This is a genomic window from Actinorhabdospora filicis (assembly GCF_030269765.1).
GTDB lineage: Bacteria > Actinomycetota > Actinomycetes > Mycobacteriales > Micromonosporaceae > Actinorhabdospora > Actinorhabdospora filicis.
The window spans coordinates 1,138,212-1,156,396 of record NZ_BSTX01000002.1; the positions used below are offsets into that span (position 1 = coordinate 1,138,212).

Below are 18,185 nucleotides of genomic sequence, written 5' to 3' on the forward strand. Positions count from 1 at the left end.
CACTGTTTCTTACCTCCGGGTAGGCCGTCGGGGGTGACAATTCCGCGCGGCGGCCTTTTATTTCGCGCGCGGGTGGAGCTATGCGCCGGCGAGTCCGCGTAGGCAGCGGACCTGGGCGGCGCGTTCGGCGGCGAGCTGCTCGCCGGCGGTGCGGGTGGTGGCGCCCAGGAGCAGTGCCTTGGCCTCGGTGGCCGCCGCGCGGGGCGCCGACAGCAGCGCGGCGGTCAGGTCGCGGGTGGCGCCGGTGAGTTCGGCGGCCTCGACGACGATGGTGGCCAGTCCCCAGGCGAGGGCCTCGCGGGCGGTGACGGCGCGTCCGGTCAGGCACAGTTCGAGGGCGCGGGCGTAGCCGGTGAGTTCGATGAGGCGGCCGGTGCCGCCGAGGTCGGGGACGATGCCGAGGGTGACCTCGGGCATGCGCAGCCGCGCGTCTTCGGCCAGGACGCGGAAGTCGCAGGCGAGGGCGAGCTGGAGTCCGGCGCCGACGGCGTGGCCCTGGACGGCGGCGATGGTGAGCAGGTCGGGGCGGCGCAGCCAGGAGAAGGCGGCCTGGAACTCGGCGATGCGCTCCTCGGCCTCGGTTTCGGGGAGGGCGGCCAGTTCGCCGGGCAGGGATCCGGCCAGGACGGCGCGGTCGAGGCCGGAGGAGAAGGAGGGCCCGGCGCCGGTGACGACGACGCAGCGGACGTCGCCGCGCAGGTCCCGGCCGATCTGGCGCAGCCGGTCCCACATGGCCGGGGTCTGCGAGTTGTGGCTCGCGGGCCGGTAGAGCTCGATGTGCGCTACCGGCCCGTCCACGGTCAGACGAACGGCGTCGGCGTCGGTCATGGCGTTCTGCCTTCCTTGGCGGCGCTGGGTCGCTCGGAGACACTAGCCCGGTGGTGATCACCGGGTGGTTCCGGTCGGCCCCAGCGCGTTCTCGGTGTCGCGGTGTCGTCTTCCATCTCGCCGTCCCCCGACGGGCGGGCCGGTTTCGGACCGCAAAGAGGCCGCCTTAAGGCGACCGAAGAAAGACCCCTTGATACCGCTTGCAGAACACGTACCAGCGCCTTGCCGTACCGTGTGCTGTCGGGCTATGCCTGCTTGCGACGGCGGGCACCGCCGCGCTGGCGGAGTTGGACACCCGACTCGGTCAGCACACGGTGCACGAAACCGTACGACCGGCCGGTCGCGGTCGCCAGCGCGCGAATGCTCTCACCCTGGCTGTATCGCTGTACCAGGTTTCGGGCGAGTGTCGCGCGTTCGGCGCCGACGATCCGGCGTCCTTTGTCGTTGGTAGTGCTGGTGTCGGTGGCTGCCATTTCTTTCCCTCACAACTCACGGTGAGCGGTTGACGGTCTCACCTATTAGACCGCGCCCGGCGATCATGCGCCAGTATTAGGTTTCCGCTCGACCGTTACCCGGCTCTTGTCGGGAACCCGATACCGTATGTGCCCGTGACGACCGGACCGGGCGAGAGTTCGCCGCGCCCTATACGCGAACAGGCGGGCGCTCAGCTACGTGACCTGGTGATCTGGCTTACATTGGTGCTCATCGGGTTGCTCATCGCGGCCCTCGCGGTGGCGTTCGCCGACGACCTCGGAACGGGTGCCGCGCCCTTCTTCGGCCGTTACCGAATTGCAATCAAGTGGGTGAGCCTCCTGGCTCCGCTGGTGGCGGTTTCGGTGCTGTGGACGGCTTCCCGGCCGCGCGCGGCGCGGCTGCGGTGGGGCGTGGTGGTGTGGGGTTCCTACGTCGCGGCGCTGGCGTGGACGCTGTCGCTGGGGCTGCTGGACACCCGTGGCGGCCTGGGCCACCCGCTGACCGGCGTGGACGGGTACCTGCCCAATGTGACCGCCGCCGCCGAGCCGCTGGACTTCCTGGCGGCCTTCACCGGCATGGGCTCGCATCTCACGGCGGCCTCCTCGGGGCATCCGCCGGGACCGTTGCTGCTGCTGGCGCTGCTGGTGCCGCTGGTGGGGACGGGCCCGGGCCTGGGGGTGGCGCTGACGGCGCTGTCCACATTGACCGTGCCGCTGGTGCTGATCGCGGCGAAGTCGGCCGTCGGCGAGCGCGCCGCGCGCCGGTACGCGCCCCTGTTGGTCCTGGCACCGTGGGCGATCTGGGTCGCGGTGAGCATGGACGGGGTGACCTCGGCGCTGCTGGCGGCGACGATGGCGATGGGCGCCTATGCCAGTGAGCGGTTCCGCAAGGGGCTGCCGGCGTTCGGTACGGCGGTGGCGGCGGGTCTGCTGCTGGGCGTGTCGACGATGTTCTCGTACGCGGCGGCGTGGATGGGCCTGGCGCTGGTGTTCTTGAACTTCGCGCGGCGGCGGCCGTTCCACAATGTGTGGATGGGCGCGGGTGCGCTGGCGCCGTTGCTGGTGGCGCAGTTGCTGGGGTTCAACTGGATGGCGGGGCTGCGGATGGCCTACGCCGATTACTCCAGCCGGATCGAGTCGCAGCGGCCGTGGGCGTGGTGGGCGGCGCTGAGCCTGGTGGTCCTGCTGGTGGCGTGCGGTCCGGCGCTGGTGGCCAGTGCGCGCAAGATGCGGAACACGCCGGGGTGGCCGTTCCTGGTGGGTTCGGCGGTGGCGGTGGTGTTCTCGGTGGTGGCGGGTCTGGCGCGCGGGGGTGTGGAGCACGCGTGGCTGCCGTTCTTCCCGTGGCTGACGCTGGCGGCGACGGCTCCGGCGCGTCCGGGTGGTCCGCCGTCTCCGTTGCCGGTGGGCGCGGCGGCGGTGGGCGCGGTGACGGCGGTGATCGTGGAAGCGGTGCTGTTGTCGCCGTGGTAGGCGTTAACCTGCGCTGATGGGCAGCGTGCGGGTCGTCAGCTACAACATCCACCACGGGGCCGATGACCGCAATCGGCCCTCGCTGGACCGGATCGGGGCGGCGCTGGCGCGGCTGGCGCCGGATCTGGTGGGCCTGCAGGAGGTCGACCGGCGCTACGGGGAGCGCTCGGGCTGGGCCGATCAGGCCGGTGAGCTGGGTGAGCGGCTGGGCATGGAGGCGGTGTTCCTGCCGAGCATCCGGCGCGGGGACGGTGGTTACGGCAACGCGATCCTGTCGCGTTTCCCGGTGCTGGACTCGGAGCTGGCGGCGCTGCCGACGCGGGATTCGGAGGAGGACCGGGCGGTGATCCGGGCACTGGTGTCCACTCCGGACGGTCCGCTGCACATGGTGAACACGCACCTCAATCACCTGCCGTGGGACGGGGCGGGCCGTTCGCGGCAGCTGGTGGCGGTGGGTGAGTTCATCGCGCGGGCGCGCCAGGGGCGTCCGGCGCCAGTGGTGCTGACCGGTGACTTCAACGCGCCGCCGCGGCGGGGTGAGCTGGTGCCGTTGCGGCAGGTCCTCAATGACGGGTGGGCGGCGGTGCGGCCGGGGCCGTTGGGGTGGCTGTCGTGGTTCTGGGGCCGGGCGCCGGGTGGGACGTTCCCGTCGGTGTGGCCGGTGCGGCGCATCGACTACGTGCACGTGTCGCCGGAGCTGGTGCCGGTGGCGGCGTTCTCGCCGCGTGGGCGGGCCTCCGATCACCGGCCGATCGTGGTGGATCTGCGGGTGGGCGCCGGGGGCGCGGCCTGACCGTGCCCCCGGCGTTGGTCATGAGACGGCGATGGCGAAGACGTGCACGGTGGCGTTGTCGGGCAGGGTGACGGCCTGGACGGTCTTGCCGGGGTCGATGGTGAACGCGCGGTGGTAGATGCGGTATTCGACGGCCGGGTACTGGCCGGGTCCGGAGGGGGTGTTCTTGCCCTTGACGCGGACGGCGATGTCGGCGTCGCCGGTGGGCAGGCAGCACCAGTTGGGTGTGGAGAGGGTGACCTGGGTGGTCGTGCCGTCGGTGTAGCGGATGGTCATGGGGCCGCTCGCCTCGCGTGAGGTGCCGGTGGTCAGCAGCGCCAGGCGTGTCCCGGTGCCGGTGACGAGGATGGACTGGCCGGTGCCGGTGGCGTTGTCGGCGGCTCCGGTGCCGGTGGCGGTGGACGGCCAGGTGAAGGCCGTGCCCCGGTAGGTGAAGGTCTGCCCGGGCCGCAGTCCGGCCGTGGCCAGCGACTGGGCGGAGAAGCTCGATCCGCCGCCGTCGATGTCGGCCTTACCGACGTCGGCGTCGTCGGAGACGGCGGTGTTGTTCATGGCCGCGGTCAGGTCGGCGTAGGGGACGAGGGTGGAGCGGGCCGTGTCGGCCCGGTAGCGGGCCTTGTGGGCCTCGTAGGAGGCCGTGGCGGTCACCGTGGCCGTTCCGGGTGCCCCACCGGGCGTGAGGGCGAATGAGGCCGTCTGGGTGGCTCCGGGCCCGACCTTGGCGAGGGTGCGGGTGGAGGGGGTGACGCTCCAGCCTTCGGGGGCGGCCACGGTGAGCGTGACGTCCTTGAGGGTGGCGCCGGTGTCGTTGGTGAAGGAGACCGTGGCGGTGGTGGCCGTCCCCGGCGGGGTGAAGGCGGGCAGACCGAGGGCGGCGGAGGCGTCGTGGGCCTCGGGGTGGGGGCCGCCGACGGCGCTGGACCCGGTCAGGCGCAGCGTCGCGCCGGTGCGGATGCCGAGCGGGGGCGTCTTGACGCGGGTGACGTCGCCGTCCTGGATCCAGCCCTGCGCGGCGGCGTCGTAGGCGGCCTTGTCGCGCAATTCGGGCAGCTTGCGCTCGCCGAGGAAGGCGTGCGTGGGGCGCTGCCCGGTGTGGGCGGTGATCTCGTAGGGCCGCGTCGCGGTCTGCCCGGCGAAGGAGCCGCCGACGGCGCCGATGGCGACCTCCACGGTCCCCCGCCCGGCCTCGGGGGCGCGCACGGCGAACTCCTGGCGGGCGCTCTCCCCGGCGGCGTAGCGCCTGGTCAGGCCGTCGTCCTCGTAGCGGGTGAAGGACGACTCGCCCCGCGGGTAGACGTCGAGGGTGAGGCGGTCGCCGGGGCTGACCTCGGCGTGGTTGTTGACGCCGTCGCGCCACATCGGCACGATCGCCCCGGCCCGCACGAACAGCGGGAGCCGGTCCAGCGGCGCGTGGTAGCCGTCGATGGTGGCCGGGCCTTGGTACAGGCGGCCGGACCAGTAGTCGACCCAGGTGCCCTCGGGCAGGTAGATCCCGTCGCGGACCTCGCCGCGCTGGTAGACCGGCGCGACCAGGAAGTCGCGTCCGGCGAGGAACTCGTGGGCGGCCTTGTCGCCCCAGGTGTTCGGGTCGCCGGGATACTCCAGGACCAGCGACCGGTCGATGGGCACGCCGGTGGCGTGCGCCTCGGCGGCCAGGGTGTACAGGTAGGGCAGCAGCCGCTCGCGCAGCCGCAGGTAGTCGCGGTTGATGGCGGTGTACGGCTCGCCGTACGCCCAGGGCTGCTTGTCGCTCTCGGCCCAGCCCGACATGGTCATCAGCGCGGGCGTGAAGGCCTTCCACTGCAGGTCGCGGACGTAGGACTCCGGCGAGCCGCCGAAGATGCCGTCGATGTCGCCGGCGCTGTAGGCGATGCCCGACAGGCCCGCGCCGTGGATGGCCGGGATCTGCCAGCGCACCGCGTCCAGGGACCCCGAGTGGTCGCCGGTCCACTGGACCGCGCACCGCTGCGTGCCCGCCCAGCCGGCCACCGTCCAGGCGTAGCCGCGCGCATCGGAGTAGCGCTCGATGCCGTCGTGGGCGTCCTCGCAGCCCGACAGGGCGTGCCGGTAGCCGTCGCCGACCCAGGCCACGTCCAGCTTGCGCACCCGCAGCCCGGCGGTGCCGACCTCGTACTCCTGGTTCGGCAGGCCGTCCTCGGTCCACAAACCCAGCTGGATACCGCGTTCCCGCAGCTCACCGCCCATCCAGTCGAGGCGCTCGTAACCGCAGCCGTAGCCGTCGTTGACCAGCATCCAGCCGCGCGGCATGTCGTGGTCGACATAGCCCTGCGCGACGGCCACCGCGTCCTCGGGGGTCCGTTCGCCGCGGTTGGCGTTGTGCAGGTAGCAGTCGGCGTCGCCGAGCTCCATGCCGTAGATCGGCGGCATCATCGGCCGCCCGGTCAGCGCGGTGTACCGGTTCAGCGAGGTCTTCAGGTCCCCGACGAAGAAGTACGCGTCGAAGCGGTCCTCGTCGTGGCTGGTGGTCACCGGCTCGCCGAAGTCGTAGGACCCGGCGGTGAAGGTGTTGCGCAGGACCCCGTAACCGGCGGTGGACATGTAGTACGGCGAGGCGTTGGGAACGTCGCCGTCCTCCCACCCGTCCGGATCGGTGATCTTGATGGTGGTGCCGCGGTGGCTGAAGCGGCCGTTCTGCATGCCGCCGCCGAAGAACTGCTCGCGCTCGCCGCGCGCCAGGTGCTGGCTGGTCCGCCAGCCGCTCCCGGCCCTGGTCCAGGACACCGGGGCCGTCTCGCGCCACACGGGCGTGCCGTCGGCGCGCTCGACGGCGAAGGTCAGCGGCGACTTGCGGGCGATGACCCGCACCGAGGCCGTGGCCAGCACGTACGCTTCGGAGGTCTCGGTGTAGGTGGTGACCGGTGCCGGGTAGTCGGTCTTCACCACGATGTCGGCCGCCGGGGCGCCGGGCTCCTGCGGAGGGGTGTTGGCCGGGTCGGTGAACTCGCCGTCGGGGGCGACCTGGAGCCGGAACTGGTCGTCCAGGGAGAACATCACGCGGGCCTTGGCGGCCCCGGCGTCGAAGGTGTAGGCGGCGCCGTCGGCGTGGAAGCCGGTCACGGCCCCCAGCGCGCCGTCGGACGCCGGTGGTGCCGCGAAGGCCGCGGCGGGCGCGATGAGCGCCGTGGCGGCCAGGGCGGCGGCGAGCAGCCTCGCCCGTGGATGCCGCAGTCGTAAAGCCATGGGTGGTCCGTCCTCGTGTGTGGGCAGCACTTGACCAGTGCGTTCTACCGCGTACGGGACGGAAGGGGCCAGCAGTGCGCAGGACGCCCGCGTGAAGCGCCGGCCGCGAGGCGTGTTCGCGTGCGCGTTCGGGCGCGAAAGCGCGTCCGCGCGTGAAAAGACCCCCGGCCGAAGCCGGGGGTCCCGTCGGTGTCAGGCGAGCTCGACCAGTTCCAGCAGGTCGTCGCTCCAGGTGTCCTCGATGCCGTCGGGCAGGATGATCGCCCGCTCCGGGCGCAGCGCGCGCACCGCGCCCGGGTCGTGGGTGACCAGGACGATCGCGCCGGGGAAGCGGTCGATGGCGTCCAGGACCTGCTCGCGGCTGGCCGGGTCGAGGTTGTTCGTCGGCTCGTCCAGCAGCAGCACGTTGGCGCCCGAGCAGACCAGCGTGGACAGCGCCAGGCGGGTCTTCTCTCCGCCGGAGAGGACCCCGGCGGGCTTGTCGACGTCATCGCCGGTGAACAGGAACGCGCCCAGGATCTTGCGCAGCTCGGTGTCGGGCAGGTCCGAACCGGCCGTGGAGGCCGCGCTGCGCATCAGCTCCAGGACCGTGCGATCCACGTCGAGGGTCTCGTGCTCCTGCGCGTAGTACCCGATCCGCAGGCCGTGGCCGGGCACGACCTCGCCGGTGTCGGGCTCCAGCACACCGGCCAGCATCCGCAGCAGCGTGGTCTTGCCCGCACCGTTGAGGCCCAGGATGACCACCCGCGAGCCCCGGTCGACGGCCAGGTCGACGTCCATGAAGATCTCCAGGGACCCGTAGGACTTCGACAGGCCGTGCGCAGTCAGCGGGGTCTTCCCGCAGGGCGCCGGCTGCGGCAGGCGGACCTTGGCCACGCGGTCGGAGACGCGCACGTCCTCCAGGGACGACACCATCCGCTCGGCCCGCTTGAGCATGTTCTGCGCGGCGACGGCCTTGGTGGCCTTGGCGCGCATCTTCTCGGCCTGCGCGGTCAGCGCCGCGGCCTTCTTCTCGGTGTTGGCGCGCTCGCGGCGACGGCGCTGCTCGTCGCCCTCGCGGGCCTCCAGGTACTTCTTCCAGCCCAGGTTGTAGACGTCGACGGTGGCGCGGTTGGCGTCGAGGTACCAGACCTTGTTCACCACCGCGTCCAGCAGCTCGGCGTCGTGACTGATGACGATGAGCCCGCCCTTGTGCGCCGACAGGAAGTCGCGCAGCCAGGCGATGGAGTCGGCGTCCAGGTGGTTGGTGGGCTCGTCGAGCAGCAGCGTGCCGCCGCCGTCGGCGGTGTCGGCGAACAGGATCCGGGCCAGCTCCACCCGGCGGCGCTGACCACCGGAGAGGGTGCTCAGGGTCTGGGCGAGGATCCGGTCGGGCAGGCCCAGGTTGGCGCAGATGCGCGCGGCCTGCGCCTCGGCGGCGTAACCGCCCAGGGCCGCGAAGCGGTCCTCCAGGGCGCCGTACTTGCGGACGAGGCGGTCGCGCTCACCGGCGTCGACGACCTCGGCCATCGCCGTCTCCAGCTTCTTCATGTCGGCCATGAGGGTGTCCAGGCCGCGCGCGGACAGCACGCGGTCGCGGGCCGACACGCCCAGGTCACCGGTGCGGGGGTCCTGGGGCAGGTAGCCGAAGGGGCCGCGGCGCTCGAAGGAACCCGCGTAGGGCAGGGACTCCCCCGCCATGGCCTTGAGCGTGGTGGTCTTGCCGGCGCCGTTGCGGCCGACCAGGCCGATGCGGTCGCCCGGCTGCACGCGCAGGCTGATGTCTTCGAGCAGGATGCGAGAGCCGGCGCGGAGTTCGAGACCGGTCACGGAAATCATGCGAATGTGCTCACTTTCGGGACGAACAGGACTGACCATGGGCGCGAGACATCGGCCGACCGCGTGGAGCAGGGCTCAACACGTGATGACGGTCGGCTGGAAAGGTCAGTCTTCGCAACGGTGGAGCATGCGTCGAGTGTAACCAGTGATCGCCGATGGACCCATCCGCCTCCGACGGGCGGGGCGGAGATCTGGACCGAACGGGTCTTTCCGATCCGGCGCACGGCCCTTTGATGCCTCGTTTCGCCTGGTAGCGACCCGGGTGTCCGGAGCGTAGTCGCTAGCTTTCAGCGGGTTATGTCTGAGCCGAAGCATCCAGCGAAGACGGCGAGGCACCGGGCCAAGGCCGGTGCCTCGACTCTCGCGCAGAAGATCGGTGCCGCGACCCGGATCGGAAGATCCCGGGCGCGGCATCTGGCAGAACAGCTCCGCGGTGGCTTCCACCGCCTTGAACCGGCCAAAGCCCGGCCGTACGTCCCCCGCGCCGCCTTCGCCGGCCTGGTCGCGGCCGCCGTGATCACCACCGGCTTCAACGTCGCCTCGGCGGCCGACGAGCCGGTGGGCGCCACCGCCGCCGCGACCGCCGTCGCCCCCGACCCCACCCGGGTCGCCCAGGACGACCAGGCCACGCGCAACAAGGACCGGTCGCTGAGCCAGTCTTCCGGCGACGCCACCCTGAAGGAGAGCAAGGAGAAGGCCGAGAAGGAGGCCCGCGAGCGGGAGGAGGCCGAGCGCAAGGAGCGCGAGGAGGCCGCCCGGCGCTGGACCCTCCCGTCGGACGCGCCGGTCTCCGACGTGTACGGGCCGCGCGCCTGGCGCGGCGGCGAGATGCACGCCGGCACCGACTTCGCCGCCGACACCGGCCAGGACAACAAGGCCGCCTACAAGGGCACCGTCGTCCAGGCGGGCTGGAACGGCGGCTACGGCATCTCGGTGACCATCCGCCACCCCGACGGCCAGGAGACCCTCTACGGCCACAACTCCGATGTCGTGGTCAGCGTGGGCGACGAGGTCGAGACCGGCCAGACCATCGGCCACGCCGGCTCCACCGGCGACGTCACCGGCCCGCACCTGCACTTCGAGGTGCACATCGACGGCGCGGCCATCGACCCGGTCCCGTTCCTGCGCGAGCACGGCGTCGACATCTAGACGGAAGAATCACCCCCGCGACGGCCTTTCGGGCCGACGATTCGGCGGCGGCGCCCTTTGGGCGCCGCCGCTTTTCGCACCCCGGGTTCCCGGGGGCGCCTTTCGCCCCATCGAGATCAACTGAGACCGATTCTGCACTGTTCTACTCGTCCCCCGAATCGCCCATTGACAGTTCCGGGCGGACGCGATCGCGTCATCGCTTCGAAACAACGGAAGGGAATTGACACCCTTCTCACTCCGGTCCATGATCACGTTGCGTGATTCCGGTCGTCGAAACGTTTCAACTTACCGGTGCGAATCGCCCGGTTGATCGTTCGTGTGCCATTCCGGTGGATCACCGTGCATTTCCGGGAGCCGCACGGTGCGGATCACTCCACCGCCGAGACCGCCGACTCCCGCGCGGTTCAATCGCCGCGCGCGGCCCGGCCCTCGGCGTCCCCGGCGTCCGGCACGGGCTCCGGCTCGGGTTCGGGCTCGGTGAGGTGGATGTGGACGGCCCGGAACTGGCGCGGGGTGTCCTTGAGGGTGTTCAGCCGGGGCTCGCCGACGTCCATCGACAGCGGCAACAGCCGGTCCCCCAGCGCCGCCAGGCGCTTCTCGGTCAGCATCTCGGCGATCCCCCGCTTGTCGCCGGCGCCCACCACGGCCTCGATCTCGCCGACGAAGGGGGCCAGGACCCGCACGCAGGCCTCGGTGGCCTTCTTCAGCGCGATCGCCGCCTGCTTCTCGCGGCGGCGCGCGTAGCGCTGCTGCGACCAGCCCCCGGCGGCGGTGCGTCCCTGCACGTAGGTCGTGTCGACCTTCGAGGCCAGCAGCTTCGCCCCGCGGAACACCCCGATCGCGAAGGCGCCCTTGCGCAGGATCACCACGGCCACCACCCGCTCGGTCTCGGCCCGCTCGACGAAGGCCTCCACCAGCTCCTCGGGCTCGACCTCGGCCTCGAAGCGCTCGTCGAGGGGCAGCGCGCACGCCGCGACCGACCCGTCGGCGGCGGTGAGGGTGATCCCGTCCAGGGTCTGCTCGATCGCGCTGGGACCGTGCCGCCCGATGAACCCGTTCAGCCAGCGCACCACCCGCTCGGGGGCGACGGCGATGATCCGGCCTCCGCCGGTAGCGGGGCGCGAAGAGGACATCGTGATCACCTGGGCCGTCTCGTCGGGGGTCTCGGCGAGGATAGTCGCATGGACAACCCGCCGACCACCGCATTGGCCGACCGCCTGCGCACCGCCTTCGAAGCCGAGGCCGACACCGCGCGAGCGGCCGCGATGGCCGCCTACATGCGCGACCTCTTCCCGTTCCTGGGCCTGCCAACGCCGATCCGCCGCAGCGCGTCGCGGCCGCTGCTGGCCGAGACGAAGTCGTGGCCGGAGGCCGGCCTGGCCGCGCTGGCCCGCGCCTGCTGGGCACTGCCGGAGCGCGAGTACCAGTACTTCGCCACCGACGTCCTCGTCAAGCGCGCCCGCGCCCTCTCCCCCGCCTTCGTGCCCGTCCTGCACGAGCTGGTCACCGCCAAGTCCTGGTGGGACACCGTCGACGCCCTCGCCTCCCGCGTGGCCGGGCCGCTGGTGGCGGCCCATCCGGAACTGGCGGCGGTCATGGACGAGTGGATCGGCGAGGAGGACTTCTGGCTGGCCAGGATCGCCATCCTGCACCAGCTCACCTACAAGGGCGACACCGACACCGCGCGGCTGTTCGCCTACTGCGAGCGCCGCAAGGGCGATACCGAGTTCTTCATCCGCAAGGCCATCGGCTGGGCGCTGCGGGAGTACGCCAAGACCGACCCGGACGCGGTGCGCGAGTACGTCAAGCGCGCGAACCTGCCGGGGCTGTCGCGGCGGGAGGCCCTGAAGAACATCGGCGAGTAGGCCGGTTCAGCCCAGCAGCACCGACAGGGTCGTCACGCCGGTCTCGGCGTAGCGGGCGCCGGCGCCGAGGTCGTGACGGACGATGACGGCGTCGCCGTCCCCGGCCGGCCGCACCCGCCAGTAGACGGGGATCCCGGCCGTGGCGAAGCGGGCCGCGCGGTCCTCGCGGGCGGCGTAGGGCGAGTTCGAGGCGTCGATCTCCACGGTCATGGCCAGCTCCTCGGGTTCGAAGAGCCAGCGCTCGCGGCCGGGTTCGCGGCGGAAGACGGCGACGTCGGCGACGCGGCTGCTGCGCGCGCCGAGGCGGACGTGGACCCGCTCGCGCACGGGCAGCCCGTCGCGGTGCAGCGCGGCGGCCAGTTCGGCGCAGACCCGCGACTTCCACAGGATCGGCGGTCCCGAGATCAGCAGCGCGCCCTCGTGCAGTTCGTAACGCGGTCCGTGCGGCAGGCGCACGAGGTCGTCCACCGCGAGGTCATGGCCGGGGAACTCGATCGCGTACACGCGGGTACAACGACGGCGAGGGCGGGCGGACACGCCGAAGGCCCGCCGCACGGGCGGGCCTTCGGCGATAACTCACGCGTCCGCTGAAACCTCAGACGTTGCGGTGTCTCTGACGTACAGTGCCTCAGACGTTGAAGCCGAGCGCGCGGAGCTGGTCGCGTCCGTCGTCGGTGATCTTGTCGGGGCCCCACGGCGGGATCCACACCCAGTTGATGCGCATGTCGTTGACCAGGCCGCCGCCGGGGCCGGTGCACAGGGCCGACCGGGTCTGGTCCTCGATGACGTCGGTCAGCGGGCAGGCCGCCGAGGTGAGGGTCATGTCGAGGGTGGCGACGTTGTCGTCGTCGACGTGCACGCCGTAGACGAGGCCGAGGTCGACGACGTTGATGCCGAGCTCGGGGTCGACGACGTCCTTCATCGCCTCGGTGATGTCGTCCACGGCGGCCTTCTTGCCGCCGGTCTCCGGGGTCGCGCCCTCCGCCTCGGGGGCGGAGGCCGTCTCCAGCACTTCTTCGCTCACGACTTGTCTCCGCTCTCACTCGCCGCGCGGGCCGCGGCGTCCTTGAAGGCCATCCAGGACAGCAGGGCGCACTTGACGCGCGCGGGGTACTTCGCCACTCCGGCGAAGGCCACCGCGTCCTCCAGCACGTCCTCGTCGGGTTCGACCTCGCCCTTGCCGGTCATCAGCTCGGTGAAGGCCTCGATGGTGGTCATGGCCTCGCTCAGGGCCTTGCCGTTCAGCAGGTCGAACAGCACCGAGGCCGAGGCCTGCGAGATCGAGCAGCCCACACCGTCGTAGGACACGTCGGCGACCTTGTCGCCCTCCAGGTGGACCCGGAGGGTGATCTCGTCGCCGCAGGTCGGGTTGACGTGGTGCGCCTCGGCCTCGTACGGGTCGCGCAGTCCGCGCCCGTGCGGGTGCTTGTAGTGGTCCAGGATGATCTCCTGGTACAGGTCGGTCAACTGCATCAGCCGAACACCTTCCGTACCTTCTCCAACCCCGCGATGAGGGCGTCCACTTCCGCGGTGGTGTTGTACAGGTAGAACGACGCGCGGGTGGTGGCGGGGACGCCGAAGCGGACGCAGGTCGGCTTGGCGCAGTGGTGTCCGACGCGGACCTCGACGCCCTCGGAGTCGAGGATCTGCCCGACGTCGTGCGGGTGGATGCCGTCCAGGTGGAAGGAGACGCAGCCGCCGCGGCCGACGGCCGCGCCCGGCCCGACCACGCGCAGGCCGTCCACCGTGCCCAGCGCGGCCAGCGCGTAGGCGGTGAGCTCCTTCTCGTGCCAGCGGATGGCGTCCATGCCGACCCGGTTCAGGTAGTCGACGGCCACGCCGAGCCCGTAGGCCTCCACGATCGGCGGGGTGCCCGCCTCGAACTTCGCCGGGGGCGCCGCGAAGGTCGAACCCGTCATCGACACCGTCTCGATCATCGAGCCGCCGCCGAGGAAGGGCGGCATGGCCTCCAGCAGCTCCGTGCGGCCGTAGAGGACGCCGATGCCGGTGGGGCCGAGCATCTTGTGCCCGGTGAAGACCATGAAGTCCACGTCGTAGTCGGCCAGGTCGACGCCCATGTGCGGCACCGACTGGGACGCGTCGATCATGACCAGCGCACCGACCTCTCGGGCGCGCTGGGCGATCGGCGAGACCTGGTTGATGGTGCCCAGGAGGTTCGACTGGTGCACGAACGACACGATCTTGGTGCGCTCGTTGACGATCTCACCGAGGTTGGACAGGTCGAGGCGGCCGGTGTCGGCGATGCCCAGCCACCGCAGCGTCGCGCCGGTCCGCTCGCACAGGAGCTGCCAGGGCACGATGTTGGAGTGGTGCTCCATCTCGGTGATGGCGACCTCGTCGCCGGGGCCGAGCCGCAGTCGCGGGTCGGCCTTCGGGTCCAGTGAGGCGGCCAGCATCGAGTAGGCCACGAGGTTGATCGACTCGGTGGAGTTCTTGGTGAACACCACCTCCTCGGGACGGGCGGCGCCGATGAAGGCCGCGACCTTCACCCGCGCCCCCTCGTATCCCTCGGTGGCCTCGGTGCCCAGGGTGTGCACCGAGCGGGAGACGTTGGCGTTGTGCGCCAGGGCGAACTCCCGCATCGCCTCGACGACCTGGACCGGTTTCTGGGACGTGGCGGCGGAGTCGAGGTAGACCAGCGGCCGTCCGTTGACCTCGCGGCCGAGGATCGGGAAGTCGGCGCGGATCGCGCCGACGTCGAGCTTCGGCATGTCGCCGTACAGCTCGTCCTTCAGAACCGTTCCAGGATCGGTCATGGTTACGCCCCCACGGCGGCGGTGCCGGCGCCCTTGACGTAACGGTCGTAGCCCTCGGCCTCAAGCTGCTCGGCCAGCTCCGGCCCGCCCTCTTCCACGATCTTCCCACCGACGAAGACGTGCACGAAGTCGGGTTTCACATATCGCAGGATCCGGGTGTAGTGGGTGATGAGCAGGACGCCCAGGCCCTGCTTCTCCTTGACCCGGTTGATGCCCTCGGACACGATGCGCAGGGCGTCGATGTCGAGGCCGGAGTCGGTCTCGTCGAGGATGGCCATCTTGGGCTTCAGCAGCTCCAGCTGCATGATCTCGTGGCGCTTCTTCTCACCGCCGGAGAAGCCCTCGTTGACGCTGCGGGTGGCGAACTGGGGGTCCATCTCCAGGTCGTCCATGGCCTGCTGCAGCTCCTTGACCCAGGTGCGCAGCTTGGGGGCCTCGCCGTCGATGGCGGTCTTGGCGGTGCGCAGGAAGTTGCTCACCGAGACGCCGGGGACCTCCACCGGGTACTGCATGGCGAGGAACAGCCCGGCGCGGGCGCGCTCGTCCACGCTCATCTCCAGCACGTCCTCGCCGTCGAGGAGGACCGAGCCGCCGGTGATGGTGTACTTCGGGTGGCCCGCGATCGAGTAAGCCAGGGTCGACTTGCCGGAGCCGTTGGGGCCCATGATCGCGTGCGTCTCGCCGGACCGGATGATCAGATCGACCCCGGCCAGGATCGGCTTCTCCTCATCGCCGGTGTTGACCGACACCTGGAGGTCGCGGATCTCAAGGGTGCTCATTGTGTTACTCGCTCCTGTGATTACTCGTCACTCGTGGTCTTGGGGACCATGCTCAGGTAAACGTCGCCGTCGTGGACCTCGACCGGGTAGACCGGCACCGGGACCGTGGCGGGCAGGCCGGTGGGCTCACCGGTCCGCAGGTCGAAGCGGGAGCCGTGCAGCCAGCACTCCAGGGTGCAGCCTTCGACCTCCCCTTCGGAGAGCGCCACCGCGGCGTGTGAGCACTCGTCGTAGATGGCGTGGACCTCTTCGTCGCCGGTGCGGACCAGCGCGATCGGCGTGTCGTCGATCTCGGCGCGCACGGCGGTGCCGACCGGGAGGTCGGCCAGCGCGCACACGCGGATCCGGTCGGTGGTGGCCTCCATCAGGCGCCGGCCCTCGACAGGCGCTCCTCGATGGTGGCCAGCAGGCGGTCCCGCAGGTCGGCGACCGGGATCTTGTTCAGCAGCTCGGCGAAGAAGCCCCGCACGACCAGGCGGCGGGCCTCGTCCTCGGTGATGCCGCGCGACTGGAGGTAGAACAGCTGCTCGTCGTCGAAGCGGCCGGTGGCGCTGGCGTGCCCGGCGGAGACGATCTCACCGGTCTCGATCTCCAGGTTCGGCACCGAGTCGGCGCGGGCGCCTTCGGTGAGGACCAGGTTCCGGTTGATCTCGTAGGTCTCGGTGCCGGTGGCCACGTCCTGGATGAGGACGTCGCCGACCCACACCGCGTGCGCGCCGTCGCCCTGGAGGGCGCCGCGGTAGTTGACGTCGCTGCGGCAGTCCGGGACGCCGTGGTCGACCAGCAGGCGGTGCTCCAGGTGCTGCCCGGTGTCGGCGAAGTACACCCCGGCGGCCTCGAAGGAGGCGTTCGGGCCGGTGTACTCGGCCGAGACGTACTGGCGGACCAGGTCGCCGCCCAGGCTCACCGAGATGTGGTTGAGGCTGGCGTCGCGGGCCAGGCGGGCCTTCTGGTGCTGGACCTGCACGGCGTCGCCGGACCAGTCGGCCACCGAGATCAGGGTGACCTTGGCGTTGGCGCCGACGGCGATCTCGACGTTGTCGGCGAGGGTCACCGAGCCGGTGTGGTCGAGGACGATGGTGACCTCGGCCGACTCGCCGATCTCCAGGAAGGTGTGCCCGAAGGCGACGCCCTCGGCGCCCTGCCCGACGACGCGGACCACGACCGGGGTCGCGACGGCGGCGTTGCGGGCGACGGAGACCACGAGGGCCTCCGAGGCGCCGGTGAAGGCCTGCGCGCTGACCCGGTCGAAGGGGGTCAGCACGCTGCCGATACGGGCGTCGTCCTTGCCGACGGTGGTGACGGTGACGCCCTCGGGCAGGTCGCCGTACTCGTGGCGGGGCGACGCGGCGGCCGGGCTCCATTCGCCGTCGTGCAGGTGGCGCAGGCGCCGCAGGGGCGTGAAGCGCCAGTCCTCCTCACGGCCGTTGAGGGCCGGGAAGTCGGCGACGTCGAAGGAGCGAAGCAGCTGCGACTTCGTCTTCGGGGGCGCTTCGGCGCCCGCCCCGTGCGAATGCGGGCGCGCCAAGGCGTTCGTGGTCATGCGTGTCTCTACTCCGGTCGAATGCGAAACGAGATGTGTCCTGGCGGCGCGGTCAGCCGACCGCGCCCTCCATCTGCAGCTCGATGAGTCGGTTCAGCTCCAGCGCGTACTCCATCGGGAGCTCCTTGGCGATCGGCTCGATGAACCCGCGGACGATCATGGCCATCGCCTCGTCCTCGGTCAGGCCGCGGCTCATCAGGTAGAACAGCTGGTCGTCGCTGATCTTGGAGACGGTCGCCTCGTGGCCCATCTGCACGTCGTCCTCGCGGACGTCGACGTACGGGTAGGTGTCGGAGCGGGAGATGGTGTCCACCAGCAGCGCGTCGCACTTGACGGTGCTCTTGGCGTGGTGCGCGCCCTCGTTGACCTGGATCAGGCCCCGGTAGGACGTGCGGCCGCCGCCGCGCGCGATGGACTTGGAGATGATCGAGGAGGACGTGTACGGGGCGGCGTGGGTCATCTTCGCGCCGGCGTCCTGGTGCTGGCCCTCACCGGCCATGGCGACCGAGAGGACCTCGCCCTTGGCGTGCTCGCCGGTCATGACCACGGCCGGGTACTTCATGGTCACCTTGGAGCCGATGTTGCCGTCGACCCACTCCATGGTCGCGCCCTCCTGGGCCACGGCGCGCTTGGTGACCAGGTTGTAGACGTTGTTCGACCAGTTCTGGATGGTCGTGTAGCGGCAGCGGCCGCCCTTCTTCACGATGATCTCCACGACCGCCGAGTGCAGCGAGTCGGAGGAGTAGATCGGGGCGGTGCAGCCCTCGACGTAGTGCACGTAGGCGTTCTCGTCGACGATGATGAGGGTCCGCTCGAACTGGCCCATGTTCTCGGTGTTGATCCGGAAGTAGGCCTGCAGCGGGATGTCGACGTGGACGCCCGGCGGGACGTAGATGAAGGAGCCGCCGGACCACACCGCGGTGTTCAGCGCGGCGAACTTGTTGTCGCCGACCGGGATGACGGTGCCGAAGTACTCCTGGAAGAGCTCCGGGTGCTCCTTGAGCGCGGTGTCGGTGTCGAGGAAGATGACGCCCTGCTGCTCAAGGTCCTCGCGGATGGCGTGGTAGACGACCTCGGACTCGTACTGGGCGGCGACACCGGCGACCAGGCGCTGCTTCTCGGCCTCCGGGATGCCCAGCTTGTCGTAGGTGCTCTTGATGTCCTCGGGCAGGTCCTCCCACGAGGCGGCCTGCTTCTCGGTGGAGCGCACGAAGTACTTGATGTTGTCGAAGTCGATGCCCGACAGGTCCGAGCCCCAGTTCGGCATCGGCTTGCGGCCGAAGAGCTTGAGGCCCTTCAGGCGCAGGTCCAGCATCCACTGCGGCTCGCTCTTCTTGGCCGAGATGTCGCGGACGACGGCTTCGGACAGTCCGCGCTGCGCCGAGGCGCCGGCCACGTCGGAGTCGGCCCAGCCGTACTCGTACTTACCGAGGGAGGCAAGTACCTCGTCCTGGCTCATCGGGGCCTGGCTCGTGGTCTCCGTCAT

17 protein-coding genes are annotated in these 18,185 nt (G+C 70.9%); 4 read left to right on the forward strand and 13 right to left on the reverse strand.

Going from position 1 to position 18,185, the window contains the following annotated elements; all coding sequences use genetic code 11:
* Window positions 1-78: 78 nt before the first annotated feature.
* Together QSK10_RS18155 and QSK10_RS18160 are read right to left on the reverse strand one after the other, a co-directional pair.
* On the reverse strand, window positions 79-828 hold the full coding sequence (locus QSK10_RS18155; protein WP_285664025.1) for an enoyl-CoA hydratase/isomerase family protein: 750 nt from the start codon (window positions 826-828) through the stop codon (window positions 79-81).
* Window positions 829-1,073: 245 nt separating this feature from the next.
* On the reverse strand, window positions 1,074-1,301 hold the full coding sequence (locus QSK10_RS18160) for a helix-turn-helix domain-containing protein (RefSeq protein ID WP_285664026.1): 228 nt from the start codon (window positions 1,299-1,301) through the stop codon (window positions 1,074-1,076).
* 207 nt (window positions 1,302-1,508) lie between these two features.
* On the opposite strand from QSK10_RS18160, the gene QSK10_RS18165 reads away from it, so the two are divergent.
* Window positions 1,509-2,774, forward strand: coding sequence for a hypothetical protein (locus QSK10_RS18165; RefSeq protein ID WP_285664027.1), 1,266 nt, complete (start codon window positions 1,509-1,511; stop codon window positions 2,772-2,774).
* Between the two features lie 16 nt (window positions 2,775-2,790).
* Entirely contained in the window at window positions 2,791-3,567 is a 777-nt protein-coding gene (locus QSK10_RS18170; RefSeq protein ID WP_285664028.1) for an endonuclease/exonuclease/phosphatase family protein, read from the forward strand.
* An 18-nt stretch (window positions 3,568-3,585) separates the two neighbouring features.
* Here QSK10_RS18170 and QSK10_RS18175 read toward each other — a convergent pair whose 3' ends face one another.
* Both QSK10_RS18175 and QSK10_RS18180 read right to left on the reverse strand, forming a co-directional pair.
* A complete protein-coding gene (locus QSK10_RS18175) occupies window positions 3,586-6,768 on the reverse strand; it encodes a TIM-barrel domain-containing protein (protein WP_285664029.1) in 3,183 nt (1,060 codons plus the stop codon).
* A gap of 192 nt (window positions 6,769-6,960) precedes the next feature.
* Window positions 6,961-8,586: an ABC-F family ATP-binding cassette domain-containing protein gene (locus QSK10_RS18180; protein WP_285664030.1), complete on the reverse strand. Its 1,626-nt coding sequence runs from the start codon at window positions 8,584-8,586 to the stop codon at window positions 6,961-6,963.
* 297 nt (window positions 8,587-8,883) lie between these two features.
* Between QSK10_RS18180 and QSK10_RS18185 the strand changes: the two genes are divergently transcribed.
* Complete coding sequence (locus QSK10_RS18185; RefSeq protein WP_285664031.1) at window positions 8,884-9,735, forward strand: M23 family metallopeptidase; 852 nt, start codon at window positions 8,884-8,886, stop codon at window positions 9,733-9,735.
* A gap of 404 nt (window positions 9,736-10,139) precedes the next feature.
* On the opposite strand, the gene QSK10_RS18190 is transcribed toward QSK10_RS18185, so the two are convergent.
* Complete coding sequence (locus tag QSK10_RS18190) at window positions 10,140-10,868, reverse strand: acVLRF1 family peptidyl-tRNA hydrolase (RefSeq protein ID WP_285664032.1); 729 nt, start codon at window positions 10,866-10,868, stop codon at window positions 10,140-10,142.
* Between the two features lie 48 nt (window positions 10,869-10,916).
* Here QSK10_RS18190 and QSK10_RS18195 point away from each other — a divergent pair, with 48 nt between their 5' ends.
* Window positions 10,917-11,600 (forward strand): DNA alkylation repair protein, encoded by a 684-nt coding sequence (locus QSK10_RS18195; RefSeq protein WP_285664033.1) that lies wholly within the window; start codon window positions 10,917-10,919, stop codon window positions 11,598-11,600.
* Between the two features lie 6 nt (window positions 11,601-11,606).
* Here the strand turns inward: QSK10_RS18195 and QSK10_RS18200 are convergent, their stop codons facing one another.
* From QSK10_RS18200 to sufB, 8 genes are all read right to left on the reverse strand, one after another.
* Window positions 11,607-12,104 carry a Uma2 family endonuclease gene (locus QSK10_RS18200; protein ID WP_285664034.1) on the reverse strand — a complete coding sequence of 166 codons (498 nt, stop codon included), beginning with the start codon at window positions 12,102-12,104 and terminating at the stop codon, window positions 11,607-11,609.
* A gap of 124 nt (window positions 12,105-12,228) precedes the next feature.
* Window positions 12,229-12,624: a metal-sulfur cluster assembly factor gene (locus QSK10_RS18205; protein WP_432705338.1), complete on the reverse strand. Its 396-nt coding sequence runs from the start codon at window positions 12,622-12,624 to the stop codon at window positions 12,229-12,231.
* Window positions 12,621-13,073 carry a Fe-S cluster assembly sulfur transfer protein SufU gene (gene sufU, locus QSK10_RS18210; protein WP_285664035.1) on the reverse strand — a complete coding sequence of 151 codons (453 nt, stop codon included), beginning with the start codon at window positions 13,071-13,073 and terminating at the stop codon, window positions 12,621-12,623. Before sufU ends, QSK10_RS18205 begins: the two co-directional genes overlap by 4 nt.
* Window positions 13,073-14,377 carry a cysteine desulfurase gene (locus QSK10_RS18215; protein WP_285664036.1) on the reverse strand — a complete coding sequence of 435 codons (1,305 nt, stop codon included), beginning with the start codon at window positions 14,375-14,377 and terminating at the stop codon, window positions 13,073-13,075. The genes sufU and QSK10_RS18215 overlap by 1 nt, the downstream gene beginning before the upstream one ends.
* A 2-nt stretch (window positions 14,378-14,379) precedes the next feature.
* Complete coding sequence (gene sufC, locus QSK10_RS18220; RefSeq protein ID WP_285664037.1) at window positions 14,380-15,156, reverse strand: Fe-S cluster assembly ATPase SufC; 777 nt, start codon at window positions 15,154-15,156, stop codon at window positions 14,380-14,382.
* Window positions 15,157-15,176: 20 nt separating this feature from the next.
* On the reverse strand, window positions 15,177-15,521 hold the full coding sequence (locus QSK10_RS18225) for a non-heme iron oxygenase ferredoxin subunit (RefSeq protein ID WP_285664038.1): 345 nt from the start codon (window positions 15,519-15,521) through the stop codon (window positions 15,177-15,179).
* Window positions 15,521-16,699: a Fe-S cluster assembly protein SufD gene (gene sufD, locus QSK10_RS18230; protein ID WP_285664039.1), complete on the reverse strand. Its 1,179-nt coding sequence runs from the start codon at window positions 16,697-16,699 to the stop codon at window positions 15,521-15,523. The genes QSK10_RS18225 and sufD overlap by 1 nt, the downstream gene beginning before the upstream one ends.
* 52 nt (window positions 16,700-16,751) lie before the next feature.
* Window positions 16,752-18,185: a Fe-S cluster assembly protein SufB gene (gene sufB / locus QSK10_RS18235; protein ID WP_285664040.1), complete on the reverse strand. Its 1,434-nt coding sequence runs from the start codon at window positions 18,183-18,185 to the stop codon at window positions 16,752-16,754.

What these genes read in the sequence shown, in the direction of transcription:
- QSK10_RS18155 (WP_285664025.1), bottom strand. Translation starts at nt 828, where the DNA reads ATGACCGACGCCGACGCCGTTCGTCTGACCGTGGACGGGCCGGTAGCG.
- QSK10_RS18160 (WP_285664026.1), bottom strand. Translation starts at nt 1,301, where the DNA reads ATGGCAGCCACCGACACCAGCACTACCAACGACAAAGGACGCCGGATC.
- QSK10_RS18170 (WP_285664028.1), top strand. Translation starts at nt 2,791, where the DNA reads ATGGGCAGCGTGCGGGTCGTCAGCTACAACATCCACCACGGGGCCGAT.
- QSK10_RS18175 (WP_285664029.1), bottom strand. Translation starts at nt 6,768, where the DNA reads ATGGCTTTACGACTGCGGCATCCACGGGCGAGGCTGCTCGCCGCCGCC.
- QSK10_RS18180 (WP_285664030.1), bottom strand. Translation starts at nt 8,586, where the DNA reads ATGATTTCCGTGACCGGTCTCGAACTCCGCGCCGGCTCTCGCATCCTG.
- QSK10_RS18185 (WP_285664031.1), top strand. Translation starts at nt 8,884, where the DNA reads ATGTCTGAGCCGAAGCATCCAGCGAAGACGGCGAGGCACCGGGCCAAG.
- QSK10_RS18190 (WP_285664032.1), bottom strand. Translation starts at nt 10,868, where the DNA reads ATGTCCTCTTCGCGCCCCGCTACCGGCGGAGGCCGGATCATCGCCGTC.
- QSK10_RS18195 (WP_285664033.1), top strand. Translation starts at nt 10,917, where the DNA reads ATGGACAACCCGCCGACCACCGCATTGGCCGACCGCCTGCGCACCGCC.
- sufU (WP_285664035.1), bottom strand. Translation starts at nt 13,073, where the DNA reads ATGCAGTTGACCGACCTGTACCAGGAGATCATCCTGGACCACTACAAG.
- QSK10_RS18215 (WP_285664036.1), bottom strand. Translation starts at nt 14,377, where the DNA reads ATGACCGATCCTGGAACGGTTCTGAAGGACGAGCTGTACGGCGACATG.
- sufC (WP_285664037.1), bottom strand. Translation starts at nt 15,156, where the DNA reads ATGAGCACCCTTGAGATCCGCGACCTCCAGGTGTCGGTCAACACCGGC.
- QSK10_RS18225 (WP_285664038.1), bottom strand. Translation starts at nt 15,521, where the DNA reads ATGGAGGCCACCACCGACCGGATCCGCGTGTGCGCGCTGGCCGACCTC.
- sufD (WP_285664039.1), bottom strand. Translation starts at nt 16,699, where the DNA reads ATGACCACGAACGCCTTGGCGCGCCCGCATTCGCACGGGGCGGGCGCC.
- sufB (WP_285664040.1), bottom strand. Translation starts at nt 18,185, where the DNA reads ATGACGGAGACCACGAGCCAGGCCCCGATGAGCCAGGACGAGGTACTT.